The organism is Streptomyces sp. NRRL S-378, assembly GCF_000720645.1.
GTDB lineage: Bacteria > Actinomycetota > Actinomycetes > Streptomycetales > Streptomycetaceae > Streptomyces.
The window spans coordinates 56,635-81,464 of the sequence record NZ_JOBX01000012.1 but is presented as its reverse complement, the minus strand read 5'-3'; the positions used below and the strand labels follow the sequence as shown (position 1 = coordinate 81,464).

Annotated in this window: 25 protein-coding genes; 10 read left to right on the top strand and 15 right to left on the bottom strand. The window is 72.2% G+C overall.

Annotated features, from left to right (window positions below):
* Nucleotide 1 precedes the first annotated feature (1 nt).
* The 3 genes from IH80_RS0111715 to IH80_RS0111705 all read left to right on the top strand — a co-directional run bounded on the left by IH80_RS0111715 (nt 2) and on the right by IH80_RS0111705 (nt 1,549).
* Nucleotides 2-319: an SCO4225 family membrane protein gene (locus tag IH80_RS0111715; protein ID WP_158943409.1), complete on the top strand. Its 318-nt coding sequence runs from the start codon at nt 2-4 to the stop codon at nt 317-319.
* 114 nt (nt 320-433) lie between these two features.
* Nucleotides 434-628 (top strand): antitoxin, encoded by a 195-nt coding sequence (locus IH80_RS0111710; protein ID WP_030959860.1) that lies wholly within the window; start codon nt 434-436, stop codon nt 626-628.
* A 153-nt stretch (nt 629-781) separates the two neighbouring features.
* Entirely contained in the window at nt 782-1,549 is a 768-nt protein-coding gene (locus IH80_RS0111705; protein ID WP_030959859.1) for a PIG-L deacetylase family protein, read from the top strand.
* 248 nt (nt 1,550-1,797) lie between these two features.
* On the opposite strand, the gene IH80_RS0111700 is transcribed toward IH80_RS0111705, so the two are convergent.
* Nucleotides 1,798-2,406 (bottom strand): 2'-5' RNA ligase family protein, encoded by a 609-nt coding sequence (locus IH80_RS0111700; protein ID WP_037879654.1) that lies wholly within the window; start codon nt 2,404-2,406, stop codon nt 1,798-1,800.
* 44 nt (nt 2,407-2,450) lie between these two features.
* On the bottom strand, nt 2,451-3,206 hold the full coding sequence (locus IH80_RS0111695; protein ID WP_030959855.1) for a crotonase/enoyl-CoA hydratase family protein: 756 nt from the start codon (nt 3,204-3,206) through the stop codon (nt 2,451-2,453).
* A 271-nt stretch (nt 3,207-3,477) separates the two neighbouring features.
* Between IH80_RS0111695 and IH80_RS0111690 the strand changes: the two genes are divergently transcribed.
* Nucleotides 3,478-3,699: a hypothetical protein gene (locus IH80_RS0111690; protein ID WP_030959854.1), complete on the top strand. Its 222-nt coding sequence runs from the start codon at nt 3,478-3,480 to the stop codon at nt 3,697-3,699.
* A 45-nt stretch (nt 3,700-3,744) separates the two neighbouring features.
* Here the strand turns inward: IH80_RS0111690 and IH80_RS0111685 are convergent, their stop codons facing one another.
* Nucleotides 3,745-4,182, bottom strand: a complete 438-nt coding sequence (locus IH80_RS0111685) for a Fur family transcriptional regulator (RefSeq protein ID WP_030959853.1) — start codon at nt 4,180-4,182, stop codon at nt 3,745-3,747.
* A gap of 315 nt (nt 4,183-4,497) precedes the next feature.
* On the opposite strand from IH80_RS0111685, the gene katG reads away from it, so the two are divergent.
* Nucleotides 4,498-6,690 (top strand): catalase/peroxidase HPI, encoded by a 2,193-nt coding sequence (gene katG / locus IH80_RS0111680; protein WP_030959851.1) that lies wholly within the window; start codon nt 4,498-4,500, stop codon nt 6,688-6,690.
* Between the two features lie 54 nt (nt 6,691-6,744).
* Here katG and IH80_RS0111675 read toward each other — a convergent pair whose 3' ends face one another.
* The 5 genes from IH80_RS0111675 to IH80_RS0111655 form a co-directional block, all read right to left on the bottom strand.
* The gene (locus tag IH80_RS0111675) at nt 6,745-7,278 is read right to left on the bottom strand and encodes a hypothetical protein (protein ID WP_030959849.1); all 534 of its coding nucleotides are present in this window, start codon (nt 7,276-7,278) and stop codon (nt 6,745-6,747) included.
* Between the two features lie 141 nt (nt 7,279-7,419).
* On the bottom strand, nt 7,420-8,037 hold the full coding sequence (locus IH80_RS0111670; protein ID WP_030959847.1) for a nucleoside/nucleotide kinase family protein: 618 nt from the start codon (nt 8,035-8,037) through the stop codon (nt 7,420-7,422).
* A 70-nt stretch (nt 8,038-8,107) separates the two neighbouring features.
* Nucleotides 8,108-8,521, bottom strand: coding sequence for an Ig domain-containing protein (locus tag IH80_RS0111665; protein ID WP_030959846.1), 414 nt, complete (start codon nt 8,519-8,521; stop codon nt 8,108-8,110).
* 237 nt (nt 8,522-8,758) lie between these two features.
* Nucleotides 8,759-9,589, bottom strand: a complete 831-nt coding sequence (locus IH80_RS0111660; protein WP_030959845.1) for a class I SAM-dependent methyltransferase — start codon at nt 9,587-9,589, stop codon at nt 8,759-8,761.
* A 72-nt stretch (nt 9,590-9,661) separates the two neighbouring features.
* The gene (locus IH80_RS0111655) at nt 9,662-10,963 is read right to left on the bottom strand and encodes an ROK family transcriptional regulator (protein WP_030959844.1); all 1,302 of its coding nucleotides are present in this window, start codon (nt 10,961-10,963) and stop codon (nt 9,662-9,664) included.
* A gap of 140 nt (nt 10,964-11,103) precedes the next feature.
* Between IH80_RS0111655 and IH80_RS0111650 the strand changes: the two genes are divergently transcribed.
* The 4 genes from IH80_RS0111650 to IH80_RS0111635 are packed head-to-tail and all read left to right on the top strand — an operon-like array spanning nt 11,104 to nt 15,757.
* Nucleotides 11,104-12,435 (top strand): ABC transporter substrate-binding protein, encoded by a 1,332-nt coding sequence (locus IH80_RS0111650; protein ID WP_030959842.1) that lies wholly within the window; start codon nt 11,104-11,106, stop codon nt 12,433-12,435.
* A 10-nt stretch (nt 12,436-12,445) separates the two neighbouring features.
* Nucleotides 12,446-13,501, top strand: a complete 1,056-nt coding sequence (locus IH80_RS0111645) for a carbohydrate ABC transporter permease (protein WP_078906452.1) — start codon at nt 12,446-12,448, stop codon at nt 13,499-13,501.
* Nucleotides 13,491-14,381: a carbohydrate ABC transporter permease gene (locus tag IH80_RS0111640; RefSeq protein ID WP_030959838.1), complete on the top strand. Its 891-nt coding sequence runs from the start codon at nt 13,491-13,493 to the stop codon at nt 14,379-14,381. The genes IH80_RS0111645 and IH80_RS0111640 overlap by 11 nt, the downstream gene beginning before the upstream one ends.
* Nucleotides 14,378-15,757, top strand: a complete 1,380-nt coding sequence (locus IH80_RS0111635; protein WP_051809127.1) for a GH1 family beta-glucosidase — start codon at nt 14,378-14,380, stop codon at nt 15,755-15,757. The genes IH80_RS0111640 and IH80_RS0111635 overlap by 4 nt, the downstream gene beginning before the upstream one ends.
* Before the next feature lie 68 nt (nt 15,758-15,825).
* Here the strand turns inward: IH80_RS0111635 and IH80_RS0111630 are convergent, their stop codons facing one another.
* The 3 genes from IH80_RS0111630 to IH80_RS0111620 form a co-directional block, all read right to left on the bottom strand.
* Nucleotides 15,826-18,006 carry a discoidin domain-containing protein gene (locus IH80_RS0111630; RefSeq protein ID WP_030959836.1) on the bottom strand — a complete coding sequence of 727 codons (2,181 nt, stop codon included), beginning with the start codon at nt 18,004-18,006 and terminating at the stop codon, nt 15,826-15,828.
* A 410-nt stretch (nt 18,007-18,416) separates the two neighbouring features.
* Nucleotides 18,417-19,607, bottom strand: a complete 1,191-nt coding sequence (locus tag IH80_RS0111625) for a hypothetical protein (protein WP_158943407.1) — start codon at nt 19,605-19,607, stop codon at nt 18,417-18,419.
* A 377-nt stretch (nt 19,608-19,984) separates the two neighbouring features.
* The gene (locus IH80_RS0111620; protein ID WP_030959832.1) at nt 19,985-20,524 is read right to left on the bottom strand and encodes a GNAT family N-acetyltransferase; all 540 of its coding nucleotides are present in this window, start codon (nt 20,522-20,524) and stop codon (nt 19,985-19,987) included.
* Nucleotides 20,525-20,618: 94 nt separating this feature from the next.
* Here IH80_RS0111620 and IH80_RS0111615 point away from each other — a divergent pair, with 94 nt between their 5' ends.
* A complete protein-coding gene (locus tag IH80_RS0111615; RefSeq protein ID WP_030959831.1) occupies nt 20,619-21,083 on the top strand; it encodes a hypothetical protein in 465 nt (154 codons plus the stop codon).
* Nucleotides 21,084-21,205: 122 nt separating this feature from the next.
* On the opposite strand, the gene IH80_RS0111610 is transcribed toward IH80_RS0111615, so the two are convergent.
* The 4 genes from IH80_RS0111610 to IH80_RS0111595 all read right to left on the bottom strand — a co-directional run bounded on the left by IH80_RS0111610 (nt 21,206) and on the right by IH80_RS0111595 (nt 24,797).
* The gene (locus tag IH80_RS0111610) at nt 21,206-21,877 is read right to left on the bottom strand and encodes a DUF4360 domain-containing protein (protein WP_030959830.1); all 672 of its coding nucleotides are present in this window, start codon (nt 21,875-21,877) and stop codon (nt 21,206-21,208) included.
* Between the two features lie 60 nt (nt 21,878-21,937).
* The gene (locus tag IH80_RS0111605; RefSeq protein ID WP_030959829.1) at nt 21,938-22,582 is read right to left on the bottom strand and encodes a DUF4360 domain-containing protein; all 645 of its coding nucleotides are present in this window, start codon (nt 22,580-22,582) and stop codon (nt 21,938-21,940) included.
* An 855-nt stretch (nt 22,583-23,437) separates the two neighbouring features.
* Entirely contained in the window at nt 23,438-24,319 is an 882-nt protein-coding gene (locus tag IH80_RS0111600; RefSeq protein WP_078906451.1) for a hypothetical protein, read from the bottom strand.
* 70 nt (nt 24,320-24,389) lie between these two features.
* Nucleotides 24,390-24,797, bottom strand: a complete 408-nt coding sequence (locus IH80_RS0111595) for an SgcJ/EcaC family oxidoreductase (RefSeq protein ID WP_030959825.1) — start codon at nt 24,795-24,797, stop codon at nt 24,390-24,392.
* Between the last annotated feature and the right edge of the window lie 33 nt (nt 24,798-24,830).

The following is a 24,830-nucleotide window of genomic DNA, read 5'->3' as shown; positions in this document are numbered from 1 at the left end:
CATGCGTTCTGGACCGGTGCGCGCCTTCGCCCGCATCACCTTCGGCAACTGGTTGTCGAGGGCGTACCTCGGCGCGGCCGCGTTCCTGCTGCTCATAGGCGCCGGCGACGGAGGCGATCAGGTGGCCGGGGTGCTCGCCCTGATGCTGGCCGTCCCCACCGGGGCCCTGCTGCTCTCGGTGGTCAATTCGCTGGGCGCCTGGGCACAGACCGGCGGGACCATCTGGGCCGCCCTGGTGTTCTCGTACGTCTTCCAGGCCTGGCTGCTCGGCCTGCTCGTCCATGCCGTCCGCCGGGGATCGCGTCCCGCCGGCCTCTGACCGCTCGTCCTCGGTGGACGGCGACGGTATCCGTCCAGGTCAGCGCCTCGCGGATGCGGTCCGGTCGATCATCGGCAACCCTGGCCGTGGGGGACGGACGCAAAGGAGACCGTCGTGTCGATGATGGACAAGCTCAAGCAGATGCTGCGCGGCCACGAGAGCCAGGCCGACCAGGGCATCGACAAGGCCGGTGACTACGTCGACGGCAGGACCCAGGGCAAGTACGGCAGACAGGTCGACATGGCCCAGGACAGGCTCAAGGAGCAGCTGCGCCGCGACCAGGGGAACCCCCCGCCGCCCCAGTCCTGACCCAGCCCCCGCACGCGGACACCGGCCCGGTGCCGGCCGGACCCCGGCCGGCCCGGGCTGGCCCCGTGCGTTCCGGGCCGACCGGGTGAGCGGGTACGTTACCGGTCGGGCGGACGCGTCCGCCCGACCGGATCCCTGTCCGAGAGGCGCGCCATGACCCTGCCGGACCTGCTCGCCGTCTTCGCGCACCCGGACGACGAGGCACTGGTCGCCGGAGGAGTCCTCGCCCGGCATGCCGCCTCGGGGGCGCGCACGGGCGTGGTGACCACCACGTGGTCGCCGGACAGTCCGCGGGCCGCCGAACTCGCCGCATCCCTACGGATCCTCGGCGCGGGCGTGCCCCGTATGCTCGGCCACGCCGACGCCCGTGTCCCCGGGTCGGCCCCCGGCCGGGCGCGCCTGCTGGACGTGCCGTTCGACGAGGCCGTCGGCCAGGTGGTGCGGCACATGAGGGAGTTCCGGCCCGAAGTCGTCGTCACCCACGACGCGTACGGGCAGCTGACGGGCCATCCGGACCACGTGCACACCCACCGGGTGGTCCTCCTCGCCGCGCACGCCGCGGGCCTCGGGCACCTCTACCCCGAGGCGGGCGAGCCGTGGCAGCCGCGGGCCGTGCACCTGGCCACGCACCCGGACTCGGGCATCGCTGAACTCGGCCCCCTCCTCACCCGAGTGGGCAAGAAGCTGCTCAGCGCACCGGACGAGCACGTCGACGCGGCCGTCGACGTGCGGCCGTGGCTCCACGAGAAGTGGTCCGCCGTGCTCGCCCACCGCAGCGAGGTGGCGCGGGAGCGCTCGCTGCCCGGCATCCTGTCCCGCCTCCCGGCCGACGTCCGCGAACGGATCATCTCCACCGAGTGGTTCACCCGCGTCGACGTGCGGCGCGCACCGCGCGAGGACCGTCCCGCCCCGACGCTCTGACCCGCCGGGTACGGCTCACCGTCAAGCGGTGGCGGTCGCGGTGAAGCGGCCGCTCCGTTCGCCGCGGAGCCTGCCGGGCGGCAGCCTGCGGCCGAAGGCGAGCAGGAGTGCTCGCCTGGCCGGCCGCAGGACCCGCGAGCCCTGCGGCGCGGGCCCTCCTGGACCGCCTGCGTGAGGTCCTGCCCCACGTCCCCGAGGGCTCGAGCGGTGGCGGGAGCGAGGACGAGGCCGCGGTTGCGGGTCCGGGCTCACGGCGCTGACCACCTGACGGTGCCCGTGCCGACGCCGATCACGGCACGGGGCCGCATGGGTCCGTCACCGCGGCGGGAGAGCAGCACGACCTCGTCCACCCGTGCCGCCATGGCGCCCAGCCGGGCCGCGCACTCCGCGGCGAGGCCGCGCGGATCGTGGGTGCGACCGAGGGAGAGGTGCGGTGTGAACGCCGGAAACCGGCCGCGACACGCGGGGAACGGCTCCACCAGGCTCTCCCGCAGCGCCCTCCACGGGGCCAGGCCGGCCGCGGCGGGGTCCAGCCAGACCGTCGCGCAGGCGCGGTGCCGGAACGCCCGCACTCCGCTGAGCCGGATGTCGAAGGGCTCGATGCCGGTCGCCGCGGCGGCCAGCACCGGCGCGGCCGGGGCGAAGTCGGCCTCCGGAACGAAGCCGAAGACCAGGTTCACGTGCGGGGGCCAGCGGCGGATCTGCGGGTCGTGCTCGGCCCGGACGGCCTGGATCGCGGGCCACAGCCCGGCCGGGGGGAGCCAGACCACGGCGGTACGGGGCGTGGGGGCCACGCCGAGGAAGCCTGGGACGCCGGCTCCGCCGCCGGCGGCCGGGGACACGTTCACACAGGCCATGATGCCCCTCGGCACCCGGGCGGTGGGCCCGCCGCCCATGCCGCTCAGTCGGTGAAGGAGCCGTGGCGTCCGGCCCCGGCCGCGAAGCGGTCGGCCCCGGCCCGGGTCTCGCCGGCGGTGAGCGGCACGAGGCCGTGCCGGTACTCGGCGGCCAGTGCCTCCCGCTCCCCCAGCCCGTGCTGTTCCCGTACGGAGAGCCGGTCGTGCCGCATGCACAGCTGCGGGAACCCGGCGATCTCGTGCGCGAGGCGTTCCGCCGCCCGCCGGGCTTCGCCGGGTGCTACGAGGCGGTTGACGAGCCCGATCGCGTACGCCTCGGCGGCGGTCACGGGACGGCCGGTCAGGATCAGGTCCATGGCGCGGCTCTCGCCGATGAGGCGGGGCAGCCTCACCGTCCCGCCGTCGATCAGCGGCACGCCCCAGCGCCGGCAGAACACGCCGAGGGTGGCGTCCTCCTCGGCCACCCGCAGATCGCACCACAGGGCAAGTTCGAGCCCGCCGGCCACGGCGTGACCGCTGAGCGCGGCGATCACCGGCTTGGTCAGCTCCATCCGGGTGGGGCCCATGGGGCCGTCGCCCTCGGCGAGCACCTGGTTGCCGCGGTCGGTCCCGACGGCCTTCAGGTCCGCGCCCGCGCAGAACGTACCGCCCTCACCCCACAGGACGGCGACGGACGCGTCCTCGTCCGCATCGAACGCGCGGAAGGCGTCCGCCAGCCGGGCCGCCGTCGGGCCGTCGACGGCGTTGCGGACCCCCGGACGCCCGAGGATCACCGTGGTGACGGGTCCGTCCCGTTCGATCCGGACGGCGGTGGCTTCTGCGGGCGGGGCGGCGGGCGTCGTCCCTGACGGTTCGGAGGTCGTGGCCACGTCGGAACTCCATGGGTAGTGGTGCTGTCGGATGCGCGGGAGGTGCGGACGATCACTCTGGCGCAATCCCGGCACCGGCACGAGAGGGCCCCCGGCCCGTGGGGACCGCCGGCCGACCGGACGGCGACGTTCGGACCCGGCCGAACGGGGTAGGCGCCCTGTCCGGATCCGATGACCGACCGACCGGACGGTGAGAACCGAGATGACCCAGTGCAAGATCCCCGACTACCGCACCGGCCACCGCGGCCGCCACTGGACGCATGCCCTGCGCAGCGCCCAGCGGGCCGGGGCCGTCGTCGTCACCGACGACACGCGGGAGCCGGTCACCTACGCCCATGACGGCAGGGGTCCCGGCCGCTTCCGGCCGTGGATCACCGCCGCCGGCGACCGCTACGACAGCCATGACGTCCATCCCGAGTGGTAGCCGGCCATTCGTGCTCGGCCGTGGCCGGACGGGTACCTTCCGTGGTCAGGCGCTCGCCGGCCCGGTCGGCCCGCCCGCGCAGGAGGGGCACAGCCCGCGGTAGACGACCTCGGCCTCGGACACCGCGAAGCCGTAACGCTCCTGCGCCGGCAGACCGGCCAGCGGGTCACCGGTCGGGTGGACGTCACGGATGAGCCCGCAACCGGAACACACCAGGTGCTGGTGCGGGCGGTGCGCGTTGGGGTCGTAGCGCTTGGCCCGGCCGTGCGCGGAGAGCTCTGCGACCTCGCCCAGCGCGACCATCTCGCCCAGGGTGTTGTAAACGCTGGCCCGGGAGATCTCCGGGAGGCGCAGGGCCGCGCGGGCGTGCACCTCGTCGGCCGTCAGGTGCACGTGCTCGCCGTCGAGGACCTCCGCGACGACCCGTCGCTGGGACGTCATGCGCCAGCCGCGCCCCCGCAGCCGCTCCAGCAGGTCACTCATTCGGCTCACCGGTTCATGATCGTCGGGACGAAGGACTGAGGAACTGGGCGGGCCCCGCCACCCCTGAATGCGAGCTACAGATTACCGGCAGGCAATGGCCGCCGGCGCTTTCCACGGCGGCGGAGCGATAACGATGATCGTACGATCTCCGCCTTTCCCTCCTTTCCCGTGCGCACGGGATACCGGTAATGCTGGTTGGGCGAGTGCGCCCTGCGTGTTCTCTCAGCCCCGCGGTCCGCGGTGCGCGACCATACGGACGCCGTCAAGAGCGAGCATCCAGCAGATGGAAGCACCGAGACAGGAAGAAGGACGGACGTGTCCGGCAGCGAAAGCGAGAACCCCGCAATCCCCTCCCCGACCCCCGCTCCCACTCGTCCCAGGACGAACCGGGACTGGTGGCCGAACCAGCTGGACCTTCAGGTTCTCCACCAGAACTCGCCCCAGGCCAATCCGATGGGTGAGGACTTCGACTACGCGGAAGAGTTCGCCACCCTGGACGTCGACGCGCTGAAGCGGGACGTCTTCGAGGTGATGACGACCTCGCAGGAGTGGTGGCCCGCCGACTACGGCCACTACGGGCCGCTCTTCATCCGGATGAGCTGGCACGCCGCCGGTACCTACCGCATCGCCGACGGCCGCGGCGGCGGCGGTTCCGGCGCGCAGCGCTTCGCCCCGCTCAACAGCTGGCCGGACAACGCGAGCCTGGACAAGGCGCGTCGTCTGCTCTGGCCGGTCAAGCAGAAGTACGGCCGGAAGATCTCCTGGGCCGACCTTCTGGTTTTCGCGGGCAACTGCGCGATGGAATCAATGGGGTTCAAGACCTTCGGATTCGGTTTCGGACGCGAGGACATCTGGGAGCCCGAGGAGGTCTTCTGGGGTTCCGAGGACACCTGGCTCGGGGACGAGCGCTACAGCGGCGACCGGGAACTCACCGGTCCTTTCGGCGCGGTGCAGATGGGATTGATCTACGTCAATCCCGAAGGACCCAATGGCAATCCGGATCCGATCGCCTCCGCCAGGGACATTCGTGAGACGTTCGGGCGCATGGCGATGAACGACGAGGAGACCGTCGCGCTCATCGTCGGCGGCCACACGTTCGGCAAGTGTCACGGCGCGGTCGACCCCGAGTACGTCGGTCCGGAGCCGGAGGCCAGCCCGCTGGAGCAGCAGGGCCTCGGCTGGCACAACTCGTACGGCAGCGGCCGGGGCGTCGACACGATCACCAGCGGGCTCGAGGGCGCGTGGACGAGCGAGCCGACGAAGTGGGACAACGGGTACCTGGACAACCTGTTCGCATACGACTGGGAGCTGACGAGGAGCCCGGCCGGGGCGCAGCAGTGGACGCCCAAGGACCCCTCGGCGCAGGGCACGGTGCCGGACGCGCACGATCCCGCCAAGCGGCACGCGCCGATGATGCTGACGACGGACCTCGCGCTGAAGGTGGATCCGGTCTACGCGCCGATCTCCAAGAGCTTCCACGAGAACCCGGACAAGCTCGCCGAGGCGTTCGCCAAGGCCTGGTACAAGCTGCTGCACCGCGACATGGGGCCCATCTCGCGGTACCTCGGCCCGTGGATCCCCGAACCGCAGCTGTGGCAGGACCCCGTCCCCGCGGTCGACCACGAGCTGGTCTCGGCCGGTGACGTCGCCGCCCTCAAGGGCCGGATCCTCGCCTCGGGCCTGACCATCTCCCAACTGGCGACCACGGCTTGGGCGTCCGCGGCCAGCTTCCGCAGCACGGACAAGCGCGGTGGGGCCAACGGCGCCCGGATCCGGCTCGCGCCGCAGAAGGACTGGGAGGTCAACGACCTGCCCGAGGTGGCCGAGGTGGTGCGGACCCTCGAAGGGATCCAACGGGACTTCAACGGCTCCCAGGGCGGCGGGACCAAGGTTTCGCTCGCCGACCTGATCGTCCTGGGCGGGTGCGCGGCGGTCGAGCAGGCCGCGAAGAACGCCGGGCACGACATCACGGTCCCGTTCGCACCGGGACGCACGGACGCCACGCAGGAACAGACCGACGTGGAGTCGTTCGCCGTGCTCGAACCGAAGGCCGACGGATTCCGCAACTACCTCCCTGCGGGTGAGAAGCTGTCGCCGGAGACCCTGCTGCTCGACCGTGCCAGCATGCTGAACCTGACGGCGCCCGAGATGACGGTGCTGGTCGGCGGTATGCGGGCCCTGAACACCGGATTCGGGCGCAACGCGCACGGTGTGTTCACCGACCGGCCGGAGACGCTGACCAACGACTTCTTCGTCAACCTGCTCGACATGGGTACGCAGTGGAAGGCGTCGGCCTCGGACGAGAACGTCTTCGAGGGGCACGACGTCGGCGGCAAGGGCGAACCCAAGTGGACCGCCACCGCCGTGGACCTCGTCTTCGGTGCGAACTCCCAGCTCCGGGCCATCTCGGAGGTCTACGCGTGCAAGGACGCGCGGGAGAAGTTCGTCCGTGACTTCGTGGCGGCCTGGGACAAGGTCATGAACCTCGACCGGTTCGACCTCGCCTGACGCGGGAGTCCCGGCCGGCCGCCCGTGGCGGCCGGCCGGGACGTCAGCCGTGTGTCAGAGGGAGCTCTTCGACGCGGTGGAGACGACGCATTCCTTGTACTCGCTGCCGTCGCCCTTGCCGGTGTACGGCGCGGTGGCCTCGGTCTGCTGGGAGGCACCGGCCTTGACCTTGAGTCCGGTGACCCGGGCCTGGGCCGCGACCGCGCTGGAACCGGCGGCCGGGTTGAACTTCATGGTGATGCTGTAGGTCTGGTCCAGCGAACCGCTGTTGGTGACGGTCAGCCGGGCGACCAGGTTCTTGCCGGAGCTGTCCAGCTTGCAGCTGTCGATCCTGATGTCGCGCTCGGCCTTGTCCCTGCTGGTACCGCCGGTGGTGGTGGTGCCGCCGGAGCTGCTGCTCGTACCGCTGGTGCTGTCGCTGCCGCTGCTGCCGCTGGTGGTGCTGCCGCTGCTGCCGCCGGAGCTGCTGGAGCTGGAGCTGGAGTGGCTGCTTCCGCCGCAGCTGGCGCCGTGGGAACCGCGGGCACCGGTGAGCGCGACGACGGCGATGCCGAAGACGGCTATGGCGCGGACATGACGAAACTTCACGTTTTGACCCCGTTGGAATGTCAGGAACCGAAATACGCCCGCCTTGACGAGCACACGTCACCCTAACAGTGGATTCGGACAACCCGATTCCGCCACGCCCGGGCCCACGCCCGGCTGCGCCGGCCGCCGTTCGGGGTGCGGTCAGCCGGGGTCGACGACGAGGTCGGCGCGGTGGCGGCCGGCGGCGACGAGGCGGGCGTTCGCCTCGTCGGAGCGGGCCACCCACGCACGTGCGAGGGCGGGATCCTTGCCGTGCCGCACGTGCCGTTCGACCAGGCGTCGCACCCGCGTCCCCTCGTCCGGGGCGCAGTACCAGACCTCGTCCAGCAGCGGCCGCACCCCGGCCCACTCCCCCGCGTCGTGCAGCAGGTAGTTGCCCTCGGTGATCACCAGCGGGACGTCGGGGGGAACGGGGATGCTGCCCGCGATCGGCTCCTCGACGGTCCGGTCGAACGCGGGCGCGTAGACCGTGACTCCGCCGGATCCGGCGCAGGCGCGCAGGCGCGCCAGCAGGGACACGTACCCGGCCGCGTCGAAGGTGTCCGGGGCGCCCTTGCGGTCGGCCCGCCCCAGCCGGTCGAGCTCGGCCCGGGCGAGGTGGAATCCGTCCATGGGCACGACCACGGCCGTCCGCGGGCCGAGCGCTTCGGCCAGCCCGGCGGCCAGGGTCGACTTCCCGGCGCCGGGCGGCCCGGCGACGCCGAGGATCCGCCGACCGCCGCGGCGGGCCAGCCCGGCCGCCCTCTCCACCAGCTCCATGGTCGTCTGCACGTGCGTATCCTGCCCGAGGATCGGGCGGCGCGGAGGGGCGGGCCGGGCCGGCCCGGGGTCAGCAGCGGGGGCAGGCGTCGCGGATGACGCGCCAGGTGAAGCTGGTCGAGGCCGTGGCGCCCGCGGCGTCCCGGACGGTGACGGTGACCGTACGGGTTCCGCTGCCGCGCACGACGCCCGAGATCAGGCCGGTCGAAGGGCTGATCGTCGTGCCGAGGTGCAGGTTCGAGGCCGACCAGGTGTACGGCGCCACGCCGCCGGTGGCCGTCATCTGCAGGCGGACCGCGTCCCACTGGAGGTTGACCTGGCTACCGGGGTTGGCCACGACCGGCGCGGCCGCAACATCCGCGGCCACGGCGGCGGTTGCGGTCTGCGACGCGGCGAGGGCCGGGCCGGCAGGTGCGGCCAGGAGGGCCGCCAGGCCGATGGCCAGGGCCGCCAGTCTGCGCGGGGTGCGTAAGGCTGTGCTCAACAGGACCTCCGAACTCGTCGGGCGCCGCGGCCGGTTCCGGTACGAGTCCCGGATGCCGCCGACTCCCGTATAGGTATGTCTGTTCGAGGTGCGATGGGGCGTCGGCATCATAGGCGGCCCCGCCCCCGCAGTCGATGCCCCCGCACCGCACGATCGGCAAGGCGTCCGCTAGTGCTGTGACCGGAAAGGTTCACCGGGTCGGGACGCCCGGCACGGCACACCTTTCCGGCCACAGCACTAGGGAGCCGGTTTCCAGCCCCAGGCCGTGAGCATGCCGGGAGACAGGCCCGTGCAGGTCGGGGACGCCAGGTAGCGCACGGCTTCGTCGAGTTGCCCGTCGTCGACGAGACCGGTCGCCACCATGGCCCCACGCGCCCGCTCCCAGGTGTCGGCCCAGAACCTGCTGATCGGACTCCCCGGCAGGAGGGGCGGTACGTGGATCTCGGCCGCCACGGATTCCAGCCCGGCCGCCCGCAGCAGCTGGGGGTGACGGGGCACCTGTGAGACATCCGTACCGATGGTGTCGCGCAGCCCCCGCCACATGGCCCGCATGGCGCGGGTGTACGGGGTGCCCGGCGCGGAGTCCGTGGTCAGGTCGACCGCGTCACTGACGACGAGCACGCCGCCGGGGGCGAGGAGCCGGCTCAGTCCGGCGACCATGCGCTGCGGGGCGGGCAGGTGCATGAGCACGAACCGGGCGTGGACGAGCCGGAAAGGGCCCGGGGCGAAGCCGTCGGCGGTGACGTCCGCCTGGAGCACGGTCAGCCCGGTCACGGGCCGCGCGGCGAGGAACCGGACGTCGCGGTCCACGGCGAGGACCTCCGCGACACCCGCCTCCGCCAGCAGGCGGCGCGCGATCGTGCCCGTGCCCGCCCCCACGTCCAGGCAGGTCCAGCCGGGCCCCACCCCGAGCGCGCGCAACCGGGCCATGGTGGTGTCGTCGTAGGTGAGGGCTCCAAGGTCGATCCGGTCGCCCTCGCCGCCCTGGTCCGGCCGGAAGACCTGCTCTCCGTAGCGCCCCTCGCCCGGAGAGCCGACGCCGTCCGACGACGGCCCTGTGTCAGCCATGGGGCAATTGTCCCCTCGATCGGCCGTGCGCGCGTGGCGTCGCTCCCGGCAGGGCCCGGAAGTACCTCGCCCTCAGGCTCCGCCGGCCCGGGTCGACAGGGCAGTGCGCCAGGCCGGGGGTTCGGCGACGGGCTCCGGGGCGGGGCGGCGGCCGCCCGTGGCGAAGAAGGCGGACAACGGGAGCGTGGCCGCGCCGACCGTGACCGCATCCGGTCCCAGCGCGCCGAGACCCACCGTCACCCGTCCGGCAGGGTGGCGCAGGGAGTAGCGGGTCGCGTACTCCCGGACCGCGGGCAGGAGGTACGGGCCGAGCAGCAGCCCCGCCCAGCCGCCGATCAGGATCCGCTCCGGCTGGAACAGGTTGACCAGGTCCGACAGGCCCGCACCCAGGTACTCCGCCGTCTCCTCCAGGAGCTCGACGGCCACCGGATCCGCCGCCCGCGCCGCCGCGAGCAGTTCCGAGAGAGCCGTCTCCTCGTCCACGGCCCCGGGCCGCGCGGGGCCGCCGCGCTCGGCCCACCGGGCCAGCAGCGACTCCGCGCCCGTATAGGCTTCCAGGCAGCCCAGCGCGCCGCAGCGGCAGCGTCGGCCGCGCACCGAGACGGTCAGGTGGCCCCACTCCAGAGGGGTGCCCCCGGTGGTACCGCCGTCCGGCGAGCCGTCCGTGATCAGGCTCGCGCCGACGCCGGAGCCGAAGAGCACGACGACCGCGTCCCTGGCGCCCCGCCCGGCGCCGAACCACATCTCCGCCTGGCCCAGGGTCCGCGCGCCGTTGTCGATGAGGTACGGCACCTCCTCGGGCAGCGCCCCGGTGGCCCGCAGCAGCCGCTCCAGGGGGACCGCCTCCCAGCCGATGGTCTGGCCGTGCACCACGGATCCGCCGGGCGCGTCGTGGTCGACGATGCCGGGTACGCCGACACCGACGCCCAGCAACCGGTCCGCGCCGATGCCAGCGTCGGCCAGCACGCCGGCGATACCGGCCGCGACGTGCTCGACGATCGGGCCGACGTCGTAGCAGCCGCGGGGCAGCAACGGCATCTCGGTACGGGCGAGTTCGGTCAGGGCGAGGTCGAACAGCTCGACGCGGACCCGGGTCTCGCCGACGTCGACGCCGATCATGTACGCACTGCCGGGGCGGACGCGCAGCAGGGTGCGGGGCCTGCCGCCGTCCGAGTCGACGATCCCGGCCTCCTCCAGCAGCCCGTCCGCGACGAGTTCGCCGACGACGTTGCTGACCGACCCGGAGCTCAGCCCGGTGGCCGGCCCGAGTTCCTGGCGGCTCATCGGGCCCCCGAAGTACAGCCGCTGCAGCACGGCACTGCGATTGCCGCGCCGCAGGTCCCGTACCGTGCGTCCGCCACGCCCTGTGGTCATCTGGCCCCTTCCACCGTCACGTCCGCGTGACTCCGCTCGCAACATACCCTTGCGCGACCCCTTGACGCGACCCTTCCACGCCGCTTAACTCACGTCCTAAATTAAGACCTGGACGAACCCGTCGAAAGGGACCCAGCCCCATGCGCAGATCCTCATCAACCGCCACGGCCGCCGTCGTCACCGCCGCCGCCCTGCTCGCCACCGCCACCGGGTGCGGCGGCGGATCCACCGACGGCGCGGGCTCGAACTCCGCCCCCGACGAACTCACGTACTGGGCCTCCAACCAGGGGGCCGACATCGCCGCCGACCAGGCCGCCCTGGGCCCGGAGCTGAAGAAGTTCGAGGAGCGGACCGGCATCAGGGTCAAACTGGAGGTCATCCCCTGGTCCGACCTGCTGAGCCGGATCCTGGCCGCGACCGCCTCCGGGCAGGGCCCCGACGTCCTGAACATCGGCAACACCTGGTCCGCCTCGCTCCAGGCCACCGGGGCGCTGCTGCCCTGGAACGCCGAGAACTTCCGGGCCATCGGCGGCCGGGACCGCTTCGTGGCGTCCGCGATCGGCTCGGCCGGGGCGGCCGGCCAGGATCCGGCCGCCGTCCCCCTCTACTCCATGGCCTACGCCCTCTACTACAACAAGAAGATGTTCCGGGAGGCGGGCATCGAGAAGCCGCCCGCCACCTGGGACGAACTCCTCGAGACCGGCCGGAGGATCGGCAACGGCGGCCAGGGCGCCAGGTGGGCGCTGGGGGCCGAGGGCGCCAACCTCGCCAACAACGTCCATCAGGTCTTCGTCCTGTCACGCCAGCACGGCGGGTCCTTCTTCGACGCCGCCGGCAAGCCCACCTTCGACACCCCCGCCAACGTCGCAGCCGTCAAGCAGTACGTCGACCTGATGGCCGAGGCGAAGATCGTCGCGCCCGGCAACGCGGAATACGACAAGAACCAGTCCCTCCAGGACTTCGCGGGCGGCCGGACCGCCATGGTGCTGTGGCAGAGCGCGGCGGGTTCGTTCAAGGCACACGGGATGAAGGAGGGCGACTGGGGCACGGCCCCCGTCCCGGTCCCGGCCGGCGCCGTCCCCGGGACGGGCACGGGTGTCAACTCCATGGTCGCCGGCATCAACATGGCCGTCTTCAAGAACACCGACAACCTCGACGGCGCCCTGAAGTTCGTGGGGTTCATGACGAGCGACGAGGAACAGAAGATCCTCAACAGGACCTACGGGTCCATCCCCCCCGTCAAGGCCGCGCAGAGCGACCCCGCCTTCGCCGACCAGGACCTCACCGTCCTGCGCGACACCCTCGCCACCAGCGCCGCCCCGCTCCCCCAGGTGCCCGAGGAGTCGCAGTTCGAGACGACCGTCGGCACGGCCGTCAAGGAGCTCTTCGCCGACGCCGCGGCGGGCCGGCCGGTGACCACCGATTCGGTCAGGGCGAAGCTCGCCAAGGCCCAGCAGCAGATGGCGAACTGAGCCGCCGGCCATGACCTCCCCGCCCCGTACGGTCCCGGCCGGGACCGGCTCCCGCACCACCCACACGGCCACCGCCGGGACCCCCACGGCCCGGACCGGCGGCGTCCTCGCGCGCGTCCGCCGGACCGGCGGCGGATCCCGCCGCCCCGCCCGGCTCCGCCGCGCCTCCCTGCCCTACCTGCTCCTGCTGCCCGCTCTGCTGCTCGAACTCCTCGTCCACCTCGTCCCCATGGTGATGGGGATCCTGATGAGCTTCCGCAAGCTGACCCAGTTCTTCATCCGGGACTGGTCCCGGGCCCCGTGGACGGGCTTCGACAACTACGAACTCTCCGTCGACGTGGGCCGGCCCGTCGGCAGGGCCCTCCTCGACTCCTTCGTCACCACCTGCCTGTTCACCGTCCTGTCCGTCGCCCTGTGCTGGCTGCTGGGCACCGCGGCGGCCGTGTTCACCCAGCACTCCTTCCGCGGCCGCGGGCTGCTGCGCGCACTGTTCTTCGTCCCGTACGCACTGCCCGCCTACGCGGCGGTCATCACCTGGGCGTTCATGTTCCAACGCGACAACGGCCTGGTGAACCACGTCCTCCACGACCAGTTGGGCCTCGGCGGCGCCGAGCACACCTTCTGGCTGATCGGGGACAACAGCTTCTGGGCGATGCTGACCGTCTCCATCTGGAAGAGCTGGCCCTTCGCCTTCCTGATCGTGACGGCCGCCCTCCAGAACATCCCCAGGGAGCTGTACGAGGCCGCCGCCCTCGACGGCGCGGGCGTGTGGCAGCAGATCCGCCGCATCACCCTGCCCTCGCTCGGTGCCGTCAACCAGGTCCTGGTCCTCGTCCTGTTCCTGTGGACCTTCAACGACTTCAACACCCCTTTCCTGCTGTTCGGCAGGGCCGCCCCCGACGCCGCCGACCTCATATCCCTCCACATCTACCAATCGAGCTTCGTCACCTGGAACTTCGGCACCGGCTCGGCGATGTCCGTCCTGCTGCTGCTCTTCCTGCTCCTCGTCACCGCCGCATACCTCCTCCTGACCGGTCGCGGCCGGAAGGACGCCGATGCCCGCTAGTACGCACTCCCCCGGGAGCGGCCGCCGCGGCCGCGGCCCGCTCGACCCGCCGGCCTCGTTCCGGGCCGTGCGGGCCGTCTTCCTCACCCTGCTCGCCGCCTTCACCCTGCTGCCCGTCCTCGTGATGGTCACCAGCTCCCTCAAACCGCTCCAGGACGTCGCCGGACGGTTCCGCTGGATTCCGAGCGGGCTCACCCTGCGCCCCTACGCCGACATCTGGCACACCGTCCCGCTCGCCAAGTACCTGGTGAACTCGCTGATCGTGGCCGGCACCGCCACCGCCGCGTCCGTCGTCATCGCCGTGTTCGCCGCGTACGCCGTCAGCCGCCACCGCTTCCGCGGCAAGCGCCTGTTCACCCTGACGGTGCTCTCCACCCAGATGTTCCCGGGGATCCTCTTCCTGCTCCCCCTGTTCCTGATCTTCGTGAACCTCGGCAACGCCACCGGGATCGCCCTCTACGGCTCCCGCGGCGCGCTGATCCTCACGTACCTCACCTTCTCCCTCCCCTTCTCCATCTGGATGCTGATCGGCTACTTCGACTCGGTGCCGCGCGACCTCGACGAGGCGGCCTCCGTCGACGGCTGCGGCCCCCTCGGCGCCCTGTTCCGCGTCGTGGTGCCGGCCGCCGTCCCCGGGATCGTCGCCGTCGCCGTCTACGCCTTCATGACCGCATGGGGCGAGGTCCTCTTCGCGTCCGTCATGACCAACGACGCCACCCGCACCCTGGCCGTCGGCCTGCAGGGCTACTCCACGCAGAACGACGTCTACTGGAACCAGATCATGGCCGCCTCGCTCGTCGTCAGCATCCCCGTCGTCGCCGGGTTCCTTCTGCTGCAGAAGTACCTGGTGGCCGGCCTCACAGCAGGAGCCGTCAAATGACCCTCCCCCAAAGCCTTCCCACGACCGGCCGGGACGCCGTCGACGTCGGTGCGCTGCCCCGCGACTTCCTCTGGGGCACCGCCACCTCCGCCTACCAGATCGAGGGCGCGGTCGCCGAGGACGGCCGGGCCCCCTCCATATGGGACACCTTCTCCCGCGTCCCCGGAGCCGTCGACGGCGGCCACACCGGCGACACCGCCTGCGACCACTACCATCGCTGGCCCGAGGACATCGCCCTGATGCAGGAGCTGGGCACCAACGCCTACCGGCTCTCCGTCGCCTGGCCGCGCGTCGTCCCCGGCGGCGACGGCCCGGTCAACGCCAAGGGGCTGGACTTCTACGACCGCCTCGTCGACGGCCTCCTCGCCGCCGGGATCCAGCCCTCCGTCACCCTCTACCACTGGGACCTGCCTCAGGTCCTCCAGGACCGCGGGGGCTGGCCCGTGCGCGACACCGCCGAGCACTTCGCCGCGTACGCGGGGCTCGTCGCCGCCCGCCTCGGCGACCGCGTCACCCAGTGGGCCACCCTCAACGAGCCGCTGTGCTCCGCCTGGATCGGGCACCTGGAGGGCCGGATGGCTCCCGGGCTGGCCGACCTGACCGCCGCCGTACGCGCCTCCTACCACCTCCTGCTCGGCCACGGACTCGCCTCCGGCGCCGTCCGCGCGGCGGCCCCGGGCGCCCGGATCGGCATCGTCAACAACCTCTCCACCGTCGACCCCGCTACCCCCAGGGACGCCGACCTCGATGCCGCGCGGCGCATGGACGGGCACGTCAACCGCTGGTGGCTCGACCCGGTCCACGGCCGGGGGTTCCCCGCCGACATGCGCGAGGTCTACCGGGTCGACCTCCCCGAGCGGGCGGGCGACCTGGACGTCATCGCCGCTGCCCTGGACTGGATCGGGCTCAACTACTACTTCCCGCAGGTCGTCACCGCCGACCCGGACGGCCCCGCTCCGTACGCCCGCCAGGTCTCCCGTCCCGGTGTCCGGCGCACCGGCATGGACTGGGAGGTCGACGCCGGCGGTCTGGAGACCCTGATCATGCGCCTGCACCTGGAGTACGGCGCCGGGCCCGTCCACATCACCGAGAACGGCTCCGCCTACCCCGACACCGTCGCCCCCGACGGCACCGTCCACGACCCGGAGCGGGCCGCCTACCTCACCGCCCACCTCGCCGCCTGCGCCCGTGCCGCTCGCAGGGGCGCGCCCGTCGCCGGGTACTACGCCTGGTCCCTGCTGGACAACTTCGAATGGGCCTACGGCTACGACAAGCGCTTCGGACTGGTCCACGTCGACTACGCCACCCAGCGGCGCACGGTCAAGTCGAGCGGCCGCCTGTACGCCGGGATCATCGCCGCCCACCGGGACCGCTGACCGGGGCGCGGGGGCGCAGGTACTGCGGGGCGGCCGGCGCCGCCCCGCAGTCAGTGCGCCGACGAGGGTCAGGGGAAGGAGACGACGGTGGAGGGGACGGTCGAGGTGCCCGAGGTCGGGGCGCCCGTACTGTTGATCACGTGCTCGTACTGGCCGTTGCCGCCGAGCGAGACCACCAGCAGGTCGTGGAACTTCACGCCCGGCTTGACCGGTGCCTGGAAGCCGTGTTCCTGACGGATGGTCGGATCGACGTTGTAGTAGCAGTAGCTGCCCAGTCCCCATCCCTCGTGGACGTCGACCGAGTCGCCCACCTGGTAGGCCGCATAGCCCTTGATCGAGCCGTTCTGGATCGCCGCCTGATCGGGGGCGTCGTACGCCTTCTCGTTCTGGAAGAAGATCGTCCGGCCGCGTTCGCCGTTCCACTGCACGTCGTACTTGTTGAAGTGCTCGACGAACAGGCCGGTGGCGAGAACGTCGTCGCCGTTGACGCGGAAGCCGTAGTCGGAGCGGTTGGTCTCCCAGCCGACCCCGTCGCCGTGGTCGGCCCGCCAGATCCAGGTGTGGTCGACGATCGTGTCGTGGTTGTTGACGACCATGCCGACGGTGGCCCTGCCCGGGCCGGCGCCGCCGACGCGGATGAAGACGTCCTGAACGGTGGTCGGGTCGGCGGCGTGGTCGGTGGTGGTGCCGGCGGGACCGATCTCCAGCAGCGAGGGCGAGTTGACGGGAGCGGCGTCGATCAGGAACCCGGCCAGCCGCACCCCGTCGACGTCGCCGACCTTCATCGCGGTCACCCCGTTGTCCGGGATGATGGTGGCGAGGCCGAGGCCCAGGACCACGGTGCCGGGCCGGTTCACCTGGATGGTCCGGTCGACGTGGTAGACGCCGGGGGTGAACAGCAGGTGCAGGCCCTGGGCCAGCGCCTGGTTGATCGTCGCGGCGCTCGCGCCCGGCTTGACCACGTAGAACTGGCTCAGCGGAATCGAACTGCCTTGAGGGGTCGTTCCGTTGCCCCACGAGGTGCCGCGCGCATTGACCCGCTTGGCGGGCACGAACACCTCGTAGTCGTTGCCGTCGAGGTACAGGAAGGGCTTCTCGCGGGAGATCGGGGTGGTGTCCAGGGTGGTGTACGGCGGGTTCGGGAAGCCCTGGGCCGGTGCGCCCTGGGTGCCGGAGAAGACCTGGTTCCAGACGCCGTTGGACCAGCCGCCGATCGAGCTGTCGCGGGTGTACCACTGCTGCTGCGAGTAGTTGCCCACCTGGCCGTCGATCTTGGAGTCGGCGATGTAACCGCCGGAGGCCCATCCGTAGCCGTTCGGGGCCAGGTTGAGGCCGCCCCTGACGTGCATCCGGCGGAACGGCGCGGCCTGGGAGACGGCCCAGCGGTCGGTGCCGTTGACGGGGTTGAGGGCCAGGTTCTCGGCGGAGCGCCAGAAGTTCTGGGTGGCGTTGCCGTTGAACCAGCCCGCATCGACGGTCACGTCACCGTTGATGGTGGTGTCGTCGGGGCTCAGCCCCAGGCCGGAGATGGAGGTGTAGAAGCCGATCTGGGCGTTCAGGCCGTGGTAGGTGCCGGGCTTGAACAGGAACTGGTAGCGGCCGGACCCGAACTGCGCTGACTCCTGCTGCTGGAAGACCTGGTCGAGCGTGGCCTGGATGCCGGGGGTGGAGGGGTCGAAGACGATCACGTTGGGGCCGAGGTCGCCGCCGCCGGGGAGGGTCGGCCCGGTGTCCGTGGTCCCGTACACCTGGAACTCCCAGAGCGAGTAGCCCCAGGCGGTGGCGCGCTGGGTGCCGTACATCCGCACGTGGCGGGCGGTGCCGGTGATGTCGAGGGTCTGCACGCCGCCGGGCCCGGCGCTGGTGGAGTAGGCGGTGGTCCAGTCGGTGCCGTTCGTCGACAGCTCGATCCGGTAGGCCCGCGCGTGGGCGGTCTCCCAGCGCAGCACCACCTGGCTGAGCCGGGCGGTGGCGCCGAGGTCGACCTGTATCCACTGGGGGTCGGCGAACTGGCTGGACCAGCGGGTGCCGTTGTCACCGTCGACGGCGGCGGAGGCGGGGGTGCCGGCGCCTTCGATGCTGGAGGCGGTGGCCGGCCTGCCCTGCGAGAGCAGGACGGGCGCCGCCTGGGCGGTGGTGCTGCCGGGCAGCAGCACCAGGAGGGCGGCGACGAGCGTGGCGGCGAGGGCCGCGGCGAGAAACGGCCCGGGGCGCGGGAGAAGCGTGCGGCCTGTGGGGGTGAGGGGCATGCGGAGTGCTCCTGACGTCGTGGATCCGGGGGATCGAAGCGTGAGTGAACTGCCCGCCGGAGAGCCCGTCAAGGGCTTGCGCGTTCACGAAACGAAGACCGGAGGGTGCGTCAGATGGATGTCGGAGCTGTGAACTCGGGGTTTCTTCAATCCTTGTGAAAAGTGTTGACGAAAAAATCTGTCGTCGCTGTACTGACAATCCCGCCGATGCCCCCGCTCGATCCTGTCGATGCCCGCGCCGGGGAGATCGACTTCAGAGTTCAGGAAATGACCCCGGAGGGGCTGGGCGAGACCTCATGCGTTCGATGTTTTACGCCACATCGGCCGGTGAACCGGGCCGTCCCCACCGATCGATTCGGGGTCGAGGGCCCGGTCCACGGGCGGTCATCCTGCCTGCGGAGCAGGGGATGTCACGTCTGGTCAGGGGCCGGGGCGGCCGGCGGCGGGGTGGGGTCGGCCGGACCCGCCGGACCCGCCGGACCCGCCGGATCGGCGACGCCGTGCGCGGACGCGGTCGGGGCCGCGGCCGGAACCGTGGTCGGGGCCGCCGCGGCGATCAGGGACTCCGCGAGGTTCTCCTTGCGCATCCGCAGGTCGACGTAGAGCAGCGCGGTGACCAGCGGCGGGAAGCCGAACTGGAAGAGCCCGCTGATCAGACCGCCGACGACGATGCAGATCACGTACACGACGAGACCGACGACCGCCACGTCCGGGTCCGGGTCGCCCGCGGCCATCATGCTCGGCAGGAACGCGGCCATGCCGACGAAGCCGAAGGGCATCTGGATGGCGTAACCGACGGCCCCCGCCACGAGGTATCCCAGCATGGTGATGCCGAACACGCGCCACCAGCCGTCCTTGACCAGGTGGGAGGAGCGCCGCAGCGCAGCGACGGTGCCGAGCCCCTCGCACACCGCGGCGGCGGGCGCCAGGCTGAGTCGCACGGCCAGCCAGACCGATACGGGCAGGCAGACCAGGACGGCCAGGACCAGCAGGAACAGGGCGGCCGGCGGGCCGGATCCGTAGACGGACATGATGACCAGCGGGACGCCGACCGCGTACACGAGGAGCATCGGCGCGCCCGCGATCAGCCCGGCGAGGAGCACGGTGCCGAGCACCGCGGGCAGCCGGGACCAGCAACGGCGCCACATCGCGCCGAACGTCGCGGAACGGCCGAGCACGGCCTCCTGGATCACGGCCGGGCCCAATGCGCTGATCAGCGCCGCGCCCACGGTCACCGTGGCCAGCAGGAGCACTCCGACCGGTACGAAGGCGAGGAGCAGGCCCATCACGTCCTCGTCGGTGGCGCTCTCACCCGGCGCGAGGTCGAAGACGGCGGCCAGCCGGTCCTGTGCGACCGCGACGGCGATGCCGGTCGCGACGGCCACGAGCAGGATCCCCATGCCCTGCACGGCGACCATGATGCCGACCAGGGGCTTCCAGTGCCGGCGGAAGGACGAGAACGCACCGCCGAGTATGTCGCCCACGCTGAGCGGTTGGAGCGGTATGACGCCCGGTGCGGGCGCCGACGGCGGCACCCAGCCGCCTCCCCACGGCTGCATCGGCGGTCCCGGGTGCTGTGCCCACCCTGTGTTCTGCGACATCTGTGTTCCCCCTCGGATGAAGGGACACGGTAACCCGCCGCAGGCCGCGGCCGTGCACGGGCCCCGGACCGCCGTCGCCGCCTCCCGTGCAGGTCAGCGCCTTCGGACCCGCCACCGCACCGTGGGCACCGCGCACTGCGGACCCTCCGGACGCCCCTTGGCCGACCCGGAGAGTTCGCCGAAGAGCCCGAGTTCCGCCGCCGGTCCGCCCAGGGCGTCCGCGCGGCACAACGCGTCCAAGGCCTGTAGACCGCACCGGTCATCGACGCGGTCACCGACGGCCCGCGCCTGACGGTCCGGCGCGGCGGCGCGCCGGGCGCCGTCTCCCCCTGACGCCGGTCCGTGCGGCGCGTTCGGGGCGACCTGTTCGACCGTCGTCACGTGGCCGTTCGCCGTGACAGGCGGTACACCACGCTCGGGCGCAGCGGGCCGTCGGGCACGGTGAGGTCGTCGAAGTCGTCGGCCGGGTCACGGGTCATCCCGATACGGCGCATCACCGCCCGGGAGCGCAGGTTGCCGGCCGTGGTCACCGCAAGGATCTCCGGCAGCGCGAGGGTGTCGAAACCGAAGGCCACGACCCCGAGGGCGGCCTCCGTGGCGAAGCCGTGTCCCCAGGCCGGGCGGGCCAGCCGCCAGCCGGCCTCCACCCCGGTGAACGGCATGCCCTCGTCCACCGGGTCCAGACCGGTGAAGCCGATGAACTCGCCGGTGGCCCGTACCTCGACCGCCCACCAGCCCCAGCCGCGCTGCTCGATGGCGGCCCGGAAGCGGGCCGCGGACGCGTCGCTCTGCTCACGCGTCAGGACGCCGTCGAAGTGTGCGCGGACTTCGGGATCGGCGTTCATCGCCGCCCAGGGGCCCAGGTCGGATTCCCGCCATTGGCGCAGGACAAGACGTTCGGTTCGCAGTTCGGACATCCCGTCAAACTAACCGATCACGTGCACGGGGGCCGGAGGGAACCTCGGCGTACCGTTCGCACTCTCACGGGGCGTACGCCGGAAGGAGGCTGTCATGAACACCGGTACGAGCAGCGCGGGCGCGAGGCGTCCGAGGCAGATCGAGGCGGCGTGGGCGCTCACGCTGACGGCCGTGGCGGCCGAGGTCCTGGTGTGGGTGCTGGGGGTGTTCGTGGTGGCGCCCACCGGTCTGGACGAACTGACCGAGCATGCCGGGCGCAGCGGTGCGATCACCCAACTCGTCCTGTCGGGAGGGGTGCTGGCCGTCTTCGTGGCCGGCTGGCTGGCCGTGGCGGCGCGGATGCGGGCCGGGCGCGGCTGGGCCCGCGCGGTGCTGACGGTCGTGGGTGCGGCGTTCCTCCTCATCCGGGTCGGCGACTTCGGCATGGACGGGATCGACCCGGTGTGGTGGGGCGTCGTGAACGCCCTGCCCGATCTGCTGGCCGCGGCCGCCGTCGTCCCGATGTACCTGCCCGAGGCCCGCGCCCACTTCCCGGCGCGGCTGCGGCGCGCCGCCTGAGCGCGGCGCACGACGACGTGGCCGGAGGTCTCCCACGCGGCGCGACCTCCGACGACGGGCCGTCGGGTCCTTCGGGCCCGGCCGGCGAACCCGACGAACTCGACGAGCCCGACGCGCGCGTCCTAGTTCGAACGCGGGCGGGGTGCCGGACAGGCCTGCCAGGCGAGGTGGTAGAGCGTGCTCACGCTCGCGTCGGTGGAGTCCATGGTCATGAAGCTGGTGGCGGTCTGCGGATTGGACGTGCCGGCGTTCACGCGCAGTTCGGTGTTGATGTTGAAGTTGCGTTTCTCGCCGCACGGCGCCCAGACGAGATCTGCGTACTCCGTCCTGTCGGTCGCCTGCCAGTTGTCATTGAGCGGGCCGTTGAACTGATGGGTGCGCTGGGTGGTCTGCGGCATTCCCTGGAAGTAGTAGTTGGCCTTCTCCTGGCCCCACGCTCCCGGTTGGAGGAATGCGAATCCCCGGTAGTCGGCCTGGACAATGGCGTAGGTGAATCCCGAGGGAACGTGGACCCGTAGATTGAGCTGGCAGTTCTTGCGGAATCCGGTCGGCGGCGCGCCGGGCCCGACCTGCGCGAGATAGTCACTGTAGGTGACGGTGAAGGCCGTGTTGTCGGGTGCGACGGCCACTTCGGCGGTGCCCTCCCGACAGCCGGACCCGTTCACCGTGGCGAGTTCGATCACGATCTTGTCGGGCGGTGCGATGATCTGCGGGGTCGGGCCGGCGGCTCCGGCCGGGGTCGCCGTGACGATCAGCGCCGCGACCGCGGCACCGGTGAACAGGGTGCGGGGCAGGGAAGGGGACATCGTTGTCACTCCTGACCGTGATGTGCTGGTTCCGGGGCTCACGCCGTGTCAGACCGCGGGACATTCCTTCCACGCGAAGTGGTAGACCGTGCTGACGCTGCCGTCCGTGGAATCCATGCTCATGAAGCTCAGGGCCTGCGGGCTCGATGTTCCGGCGTACACGCGCAGTTCGCTGTTGACGTTGAGGTTGCGCTCCTCGCCGCACGGCGCCCAGACCAGGTCGGCGTACTCCGTCTGGTCGCTCGCCTGCCAGTTGTCGGAGTAGGGGCCGTTGAACTGGTGGGTCCTGCGGGTCGTCTGGGCCATGCCCTGGAAGTAGTAGTTGGCGCGCTCCTGGCCGTAGGCCCCGCGCTGCAGGTGGGCGAAACCGCGGTAGTCCGCCCGGGCGATGGCGTACGTGAAGCCCTGCGGCACGTGGATCTGCAGGGCGAGCTGGCAGTTCTTGCGGAAGTCGGTTCCACTCGAGCCGGCGCCGGTCTGGGCGAGGTAGTCGCTGTACGTGACCGTGAACGAGGTGTTGTCGGAGGCGGCGGCGACGCTCGCCGTGCCCTGGGGACATCCCGAACCGTTCACGCCGACGACGTCGACCGTGATTCTCCCGGGAGGATATGTGGCGTTGTGCGCCTGTGCCGGCATCGCCAGGGTGGACAACGCCACCACCGCCGCGCCGACGGTCAGCCTGCGGAGCAACATCCTTGTTTCTCCATTCATCGGGGCCGCCGATCGAATTTCGGCATGGACATGCCACCACGGGCCCGCCTGCGGCGAAAGGACGGGATATGGACAACCGCCTCCGGGCGGTGCCCGCCCCCGTTCCCTGGCCGAATTCCGCCACGTCGGCGGAGCACCGGATTCCACCGCGGCCGGCCCCGGTACGTCACTACGCAGGCCGGACGGCGGCGCCCGGGCCGGCCTCGTGGTCGGTCACCGCAAGGCACCGGGCGCCCAACTTGGCCGGACCGAGCGCGCTGCCCGGCCCGGCCCGTCGCGCGACGGGGCACGCGCGCCGGCCGCCCCGGTCCGAAAGCGGGTACGGGGCCACCCGGAGCCGGCCGGCCGACCGCAGGACCCGGACGGCCGACGCCCACCCGCAGGGCCGCACGGCACCCGCGCACCCGCGAGGCGGCATCTCTGGGGCCCACCATGGGACTTCGAGCCCGGACGGTCCAGCACCTCCTGGACGTCCGCGCTCCGATGGGCTCGTTCGCGGCGATCGACGGCCACGCCGGCGCGCGGTCCGCGGTCCGGCGTCCGGCGTCCGGCGTCCGGCGTCCGCCCGAGCCTCGATCCGGGCCGCTCGCGCAGGTTCGTACGTGTCCACCCGCCCGGCGCTGACGTCAGTGCCGGGCGGTAGCCTCCGGCGGAGGGGATCCACCGGCCTCTGGGCGATCAGCAGCCACCCCGACTCCTTCGTGGCCGCACTGTCGCCGACGCTGCTGCCCGCCCTGGCGGCGGACCGGTGCCTGCCGGGCGCCCAGGACGACTGGCGGCGCCGGCAGCGGGAACTGAGCGGCTCCGCCCACCGGGCCGTGCGCCGTCCCGGGCAGGTCAGCGGTCTCCGGCCTTCCGGGCCGCCGCCCGGGCCGCCTTGGCCTCCCGTACGGCCTCCCGGTGGCGCCGGTCGGCGGCCTCCGCCGCGGCGGCGAGGCGTTCGCGCTCCTCCCGGGCGCGCTCCAGCCGTGCCTCCAGCAGGCCGATCTCCTCGTCGAGCGCCTCGAGTCCGGTGCGGGCCTGCGCCCGCTCCGTCTCCGCCCGGGCGAGCACCTCCTCGGCGAGCTCGGCCCGCCGCCTCGTCCGCTCGGCCTCCCGCGCATCGGCCTTCGGCTTCGATTCCCGCTCCCGCTTCGGCTTCGGCTCCCGCTTCGGCTCCGCTTCCCGCTCCGGCCCCGGCTCCCGCTCCCGTTCCGCCTCGGCCATCGGCGGCCGCGGCGTCGCACCCGGTTCGGGTGCCACGTCGGCGAAGCCCACGGCGGGGGGCGGCGCCTTCGCCAGCACCCCCCGTACCCAGGCGCCGGCGGCTTCGGGATCGGCGAGGACGCTGCGCAGGATCTGCTCGACCTCCCGCTGGACCACCGCGGACAGGTCCAGACCCGCTTCACCGGCCAGCCGACGGGCCTCGCCGGCCATCGCGGCGATCACCACGTGCTGCTGGTGGGACAGCTTGCGCAGCTCCTCCCCCGACAGCGTCCGGTGCGCCTCGCGCAACCCCTCCCCCAGTTCCAGCAGCCGCCCCGCCTTGTCGGCGTCGGCGCGTGCGAGACGGTTCGCGGCCCACACCGCCAGCGTCGGCTTGTGCAGGGCGGCGATGTCCTTCGCCTCGGCGCGCCGCCCCGCCTTGCGCGCGGCGGCCGCGTGGGCGTCCCGGGCAGCCGTGAACTCCTCCGGCCTGAGCCCGTACAGCTCGGCTGCCACCGCGTCGATGTCGGCCACAGCACCACTGTCCCCCACCTGCGGGTCCGGAGCGACAGGGCACCGGCCGGAGCCCCGCCGCACCCGGGGCTCAGGCCGGGTCCCGCACCACCTGGGTGTTCTGGCAGGCGGTCAGCAGCCAGGGCCCGTCCGCCTCCCGCGTCATCACGTACAGCGGCGCACCCTCGCTGCCGTCGGGCGCGTGGTAGACCTGGCGCACCTTGACCGCCGCGACGTCCGGCCGCAGGAACTGCACGTGGACGACCTCGTAGGTGACCTCCCCGTCCCAGTTCGCCCCGGGCAGCACGGCACGAGTGAATTCGGCTATCTCCTCGAAGCCGATGAGGACCTTGCCGTGTGCCGTCGTCCACAGCGCGTCGGGGTGGAACAGGGCCAGGAAACCCTCGGCGTCCTTGGCGCGCTGGGTGCGTTCTACCGTGGCGACGACCTCTTCGATCGCCTTGATGTCGGCGGCCGTGGCCGCGTGCTCGATGTCCATGGGCTCGATCCTGCACCCTCAACCACACTTGAG